Below are 5,402 nucleotides of genomic sequence, written 5' to 3'. Positions count from 1 at the left end.
GTGCGAAGCCGCCGGGGCGGGCCACGCGCGCGTTGAAGTCCTCGAAGCCCGGGATGACGCGCGCGATGCGGTCCCGGATCGTCGCGTAGTCCTTCTCGAACTCCTCCCACGGCGTGCGGCTGTTCTCGCCCAGCACGCGGCGGGCCAGGCGGCTGACGATGGCCGGTTCCGACAGCAGGTGCCGGCTCGCCGGCTCCAGGCGGCCCCGGGAGGCGTGCACCATGCCCATCGAGTCCTCGACCGTCACGAACTGCTCGCCGCTGCCCTGCAGATCGCGCTCGGTACGTCCGAGCGTCGGGAGGATCAGGGCGCGCGCGCCGGTGACCGCGTGCGAGCGGTTCAGCTTCGTCGACACGTGCACGGTCAGCCGGGCCCGGCGCATGGCCGCCTCGGTGACGTCGGTGTCGGGGGACGCCGAGACGAAGTTGCCGCCCATGGCGAAGAACACCTTCGCCTCGCCGTCGCGCAGGGCACGGATGGCGCGTACGACGTCGTAGCCGTGCTCGCGCGGGGGCGCGAAGCCGAACTCCTTCTCCAGGGCGTCCAGGAACGCCGGCGAGGGCCGCTCGAAGATGCCCATCGTGCGGTCGCCCTGCACGTTCGAATGCCCGCGCACCGGGCACACGCCCGCACCCGGGCGGCCGATGTTGCCGCGCAGCAGGAGGAAGTTGACGACTTCCCTGATCGTGGGGACCGAGTGCTTGTGCTGGGTGAGGCCCATCGCCCAGCACACGATGGTGCGTTGCGAGGCCAGGACCATGCGGAGGGCCTTGTCGATGTCCTCCTCGGTCAGGCCGGTCGCCGTGAGCGTCTCGTCCCGGTCGGCGGCGCGGGCGGCCTCGGTGAACTCCTCGTAGCCGTGGGTGTGCTCGCGCACGAACGCCTCGTCGACCGCGCCGTCCGTCTCCAGGATCAGCTTGTTCAGCAGGCGGAACAGGGCCTGGTCGCCGCCGATGCGGATCTGCAGGAACAGGTCGGTGAGCGCGGCGCCCTTGAGCATGCCCTGTGGCGTCTGCGGGTTCTTGAAGCGCTCCAGGCCCGCCTCGGGCAGCGGGTTGACGCTGATGATCTTGGCGCCGTTGTCCTTGGCCTTCTCCAGCGCGGACAGCATGCGCGGGTGGTTCGTCCCCGGGTTCTGCCCGGCGACGATGATCAGGTCGGCCTGGTAGAGGTCCTCCAGCAGGACACTGCCCTTGCCGATGCCGATCGTCTCGGACAGGGCCGAGCCGGACGACTCGTGGCACATGTTCGAGCAGTCGGGGAGGTTGTTCGTGCCGAACTCGCGGGCGAAGAGCTGGTAGAGGAACGCGGCCTCGTTGCTGGTGCGGCCGGAGGTGTAGAAGACGGCCTCGTCCGGGGAGGCGAGCGCGGCGATCTCCTCACCGATGATGTCGAAGGCGCGCTCCCAGGTGACCGGCTCGTAGTGCGTACCCCCCTCGGGGAGGTACATGGGGTGGGTCAGCCGGCCCTGCTGGCCCAGCCAGTAGCCGCTGCGGCCGGCCAGGTCGGCGACCGGGTGCGCGGCGAAGAACTCGGGCGTGACCCGGCGCAGGGTGGCCTCCTCGGCCACGGCCTTCGCGCCGTTCTCGCAGAACTCCGCCTTGTGCCGGTGCTCCGGCTCGGGCCAGGCGCAGCCGGGGCAGTCGAAGCCGTCCTTCTGGTTCACGCTCAGCAGGGTCAGCGCGGTGCGCTTCACACCCATCTGCTGCTGGGCGATCCGCAGGGTGTGCCCGATCGCGGGGAGCCCCGCGGCCGCGCGCTTCGGCTCGGCGACCTGCGGCGCGTCCTGAACCGGATCGCTCTTGGGCGGCTTCGACGCCATCGCACACTCCCCTTCGACTGCGCTGTGAGGTACGTCTCCGATCCTCGCACGGGCAGGTGACAACGGGCCCGGGCGGGCCAGGGGGGCCGGACGGAAGCGGTGGTGCGCGGTGTCCCCGGCGAGGATGGGCCGGGCCCGGCACCCGCGGGACCGGGACCGACTGTCAGTGGGGCGTGGCAGGATCGGGGGCGTGGCAGAGACAGCATCGAAGACGACCGACCAGACCTCCGGCGGCAGCCGGCCGCGACTGATGCTCATGGACGGGCACTCGCTGGCCTACCGAGCGTTCTTCGCGCTGCCCGCGGAGAACTTCACCACCGCGACGGGCCAGCCGACCAACGCGATCTACGGCTTCGCGTCGATGCTCGCCAACACGCTGCGCGACGAGGCGCCCACGCACTTCGCGGTCGCCTTCGACGTCTCCCGCAAGACCTGGCGGTCCCAGGAGTTCACGGAGTACAAGGCGAACCGCTCCAAGACCCCCGACGAGTTCAAGGGCCAGGTCGAGCTGATCGGCGAGCTTCTGGACGCGATGGGCGTCGCCCGCTTCGCGGTGGACGGGTTCGAGGCCGACGACGTCATCGCCACACTCGCCACCCAGGCCGAGGCCGAAGGCTTCGAGGTGCTGATCGTCACCGGCGACCGCGACTCGTTCCAGCTGGTCAGCGAGCACACCACCGTGCTGTACCCGACCAAGGGCGTCTCCGAGCTGACCCGCTTCACCCCGGAGAAGGTGTTCGAGAAGTACGCGTTGACGCCCGCGCAGTACCCCGATTTCGCGGCCCTGCGCGGCGACCCCTCCGACAACCTCCCCGGCATCCCCGGCGTCGGCGAGAAGACCGCCGCGAAGTGGATCAACCAGTTCGGCTCCTTCGCCGACCTCGTCGAGCGCGTCGACGAGGTCAAGGGCAAGGCCGGCCAGAACCTCCGCGACCACCTGGAATCCGTCAAGCTCAACCGTCGGCTCACCGAACTGGAGCGCCGGGTCGAGCTCCCCAAGGGCGTCACCGAACTGGAGCGCGCGGCCTACGACCGCAAGGCCGTCGCGATGATCCTGGACACCCTGGAGATCAGGAACCCCTCGCTGCGCGAGCGGCTCTTCGCCGTCGACCCCGGCGCCGAGGAGGCCGAGACCACCCCGATCAGCACCGAGGGCGTACAACTGGACGGCACGGTGCTCTCCACCGGCGAGCTGCCGGCCTGGCTCGCCGAGCACGGCACCCAGCCCCTCGGCATCGCCACGGTCGACACCTGGGCGCTCGGCGCCGGTTCCGTCGCCGAGGTCGCCCTCGCCGCACCCGAAGGCCCCGCCGCCTGGTTCGACCCGTCCGAGCTGGACGAGGCCGACGAGCGCGCCTTCGCAGCCTGGCTCGCCGACGCCGCCCGGCCCAAGGTCCTCCACAACGCCAAGGGCGCCATGCGTGTCTTCGCCGAGCACGGCTGGAGCGTCGAGGGCGTGCGCATGGACACCGCGCTCGCCGCCTACCTGGTCAAGCCGGGCCGCCGCTCCTTCGACCTGGACGCGCTGTCCCTGGAGTACCTGCACCGCGAGCTGACCCCGGCCGCCGCGGCAGACGGCCAGCTCGCCTTCGGCGCGGAAGACGGCGCCGAGGCCGAGGCCCTGATGATCCAGGCCCGCGCCGTCCTCGACCTGGGCCAGGCCTTCGAGAGCCGCCTGGAGGAGGTCGGCGCCGCCGACCTGCTGCGCGACATGGAGCTGCCCACGTCGGCGCTGCTCGCCCGCATGGAGCGGCACGGCATCGCGGCCGACCGGCCCCACCTGGAGGCCATGGAGCAGATGTTCGCCGGCGCCGTCCAGCAAGCGGTCAAGGAGGCCCACGCGGCGGCCGGGCACGAGTTCAACCTGGGCTCGCCCAAGCAGCTCCAGGAGGTCCTCTTCGGCGAGCTGGCCCTGCCCAAGACCAAGCGGACCAAGACCGGCTACACCACGGACGCCGACGCCCTCGCCTGGCTCGCCGCGCAGACGGACAACGAGCTTCCGGTGATCATGCTCCGCCACCGCGAGCAGGCCAAGCTCCGGGTGACCGTCGAGGGCCTGATCAAGACGATCGCCGCGGACGGCCGCATCCACACGACGTTCAACCAGACCGTCGCCGCCACCGGCCGCCTGTCCTCCACGGACCCGAACCTGCAGAACATCCCGGTCCGCACCGACGAGGGCCGCGCCATCCGCCGCGGCTTCGTCGTCGGCGAGGGCTTCGAGTCGCTGATGACGGCCGACTACAGCCAGATCGAGCTGCGAGTGATGGCGCACCTCTCCGAGGACGCGGGCCTGATCGAGGCGTTCACCTCCGGCGAGGACCTGCACACCACGGCAGCCTCCCAGGTCTTCGCTGTCGAGCCGACCGCGGTCGACGCCGAGATGCGCCGCAAGATCAAGGCCATGTCGTACGGCCTGGCCTACGGACTGTCGGCCTTCGGCCTGTCCCAGCAGCTGAACATCGACGCGGGGGAGGCCCGCTCCCTGATGGACGCGTACTTCGAGCGGTTCGGCGGAGTACGGGACTATCTGCGCCGGGCGGTCGACGAAGCCCGGGCCACGGGCTACACGGCCACGCTCTTCGGGCGCCGCCGCTACCTCCCCGACCTCAACAGCGACAACCGCCAGCGTCGCGAGGCCGCCGAGCGGATGGCCCTCAACGCGCCCATCCAGGGCACTGCGGCCGACATCGTCAAGATCGCCATGCTCAAGGTCGACGACGCCCTGAAGGACGCCGGCCTCGCCTCCCGCATGCTCCTCCAGGTCCACGACGAGATCGTGCTGGAGATCGCCCCTGGGGAGCGGGCCGCCGCCGAGGAACTGGTCCGCCGGGAGATGGCGAACGCCGTAGACCTCCGCGTCCCGCTGGGCGTCTCGGTGGGCTCGGGCCCGGACTGGGAGTCGGCGGCGCATTAGCCCGCCGGGCGGGTGGGCGCGGTGGCCCGGGTGGGCGGGGTTCCCCCTGGTCCGGGTCCCGTGCCGGCCGGGGGGCCGAGGCTTTCGCCTGTCCGAGGCACCGGAGTCTTCCCTCAGCCGGGCCCTGGGGACACTCCTCAGCCAGGACACCGGGTTGCCCCGGCCACCCGTACCGCCCCGGCCCCCTCGGAAACCGTCACTCGCGTGGCCCCCGAGAAGGCGCCTTCGCCCATGCCGCTCGCAAAGATGCGGGGCATGGGTATACGCACGCTCCTCCGCCGCACGGCATCAGGCGTGGCACTGCCGCAGGTCCCGGCGTTCGAGGCCGCCGCGAGTACGGTTCGCGTCCCCGTCACCTTCACCTCGGCCCTGCGCCACGCGACGGCGGACCTCCAGCAGAGCCTGGCCACCCGCAGACGGGAGCCCACCGGCCCCGCCGACACCGGCGCCCTGACCGCTGCCACGGTTCTTCCCGGTGCAGCCGACCTGCCCGCCGCTCTCGCGCTCGCCGACGGTGAAGCTCTGGCCGCGCTCACCGGTCTCACCGGCACCGATGCGCTGGCTGCGCTGACCGGTGTCGTGGACAGGGATGCTCTGGCTGCGCTCACCGGCCTCACCGGCGTCAACAGCACGCTGACCGTCGCCTGTCTCTTATACATATCT

At 71.4% G+C, this 5,402-nt stretch carries 2 protein-coding genes and 1 pseudogene; 2 read left to right on the top strand and 1 reads right to left on the bottom strand.

Going from position 1 to position 5,402, the window contains the following annotated elements; genetic code table 11:
• The coding region (locus C1J00_RS37400; protein WP_102913361.1) for an FdhF/YdeP family oxidoreductase at nucleotides 1–1,822 on the bottom strand (1,822 nt) is incomplete at its 3' end.
• Between the two features lie 190 nt (nucleotides 1,823–2,012).
• Between C1J00_RS37400 and polA the strand changes: the two genes are divergently transcribed.
• Together polA and C1J00_RS37390 are read left to right on the top strand one after the other, a co-directional pair.
• On the top strand, nucleotides 2,013–4,739 hold the full coding sequence (gene polA, locus C1J00_RS37395) for a DNA polymerase I (protein WP_102913360.1): 2,727 nt from the start codon (nucleotides 2,013–2,015) through the stop codon (nucleotides 4,737–4,739).
• Between the two features lie 255 nt (nucleotides 4,740–4,994).
• Nucleotides 4,995–5,402 (top strand): annotated as a pseudogene (locus C1J00_RS37390) (hypothetical protein); the annotation flags it as partial.

The sequence above is a fragment of the Streptomyces cahuitamycinicus genome, from assembly GCF_002891435.1.
In the GTDB taxonomy this organism is placed as follows: domain Bacteria; phylum Actinomycetota; class Actinomycetes; order Streptomycetales; family Streptomycetaceae; genus Streptomyces; species Streptomyces cahuitamycinicus.
Note: the sequence above shows the minus strand (reverse complement) of the source record. Positions and strands in the feature narration are given on the sequence as shown.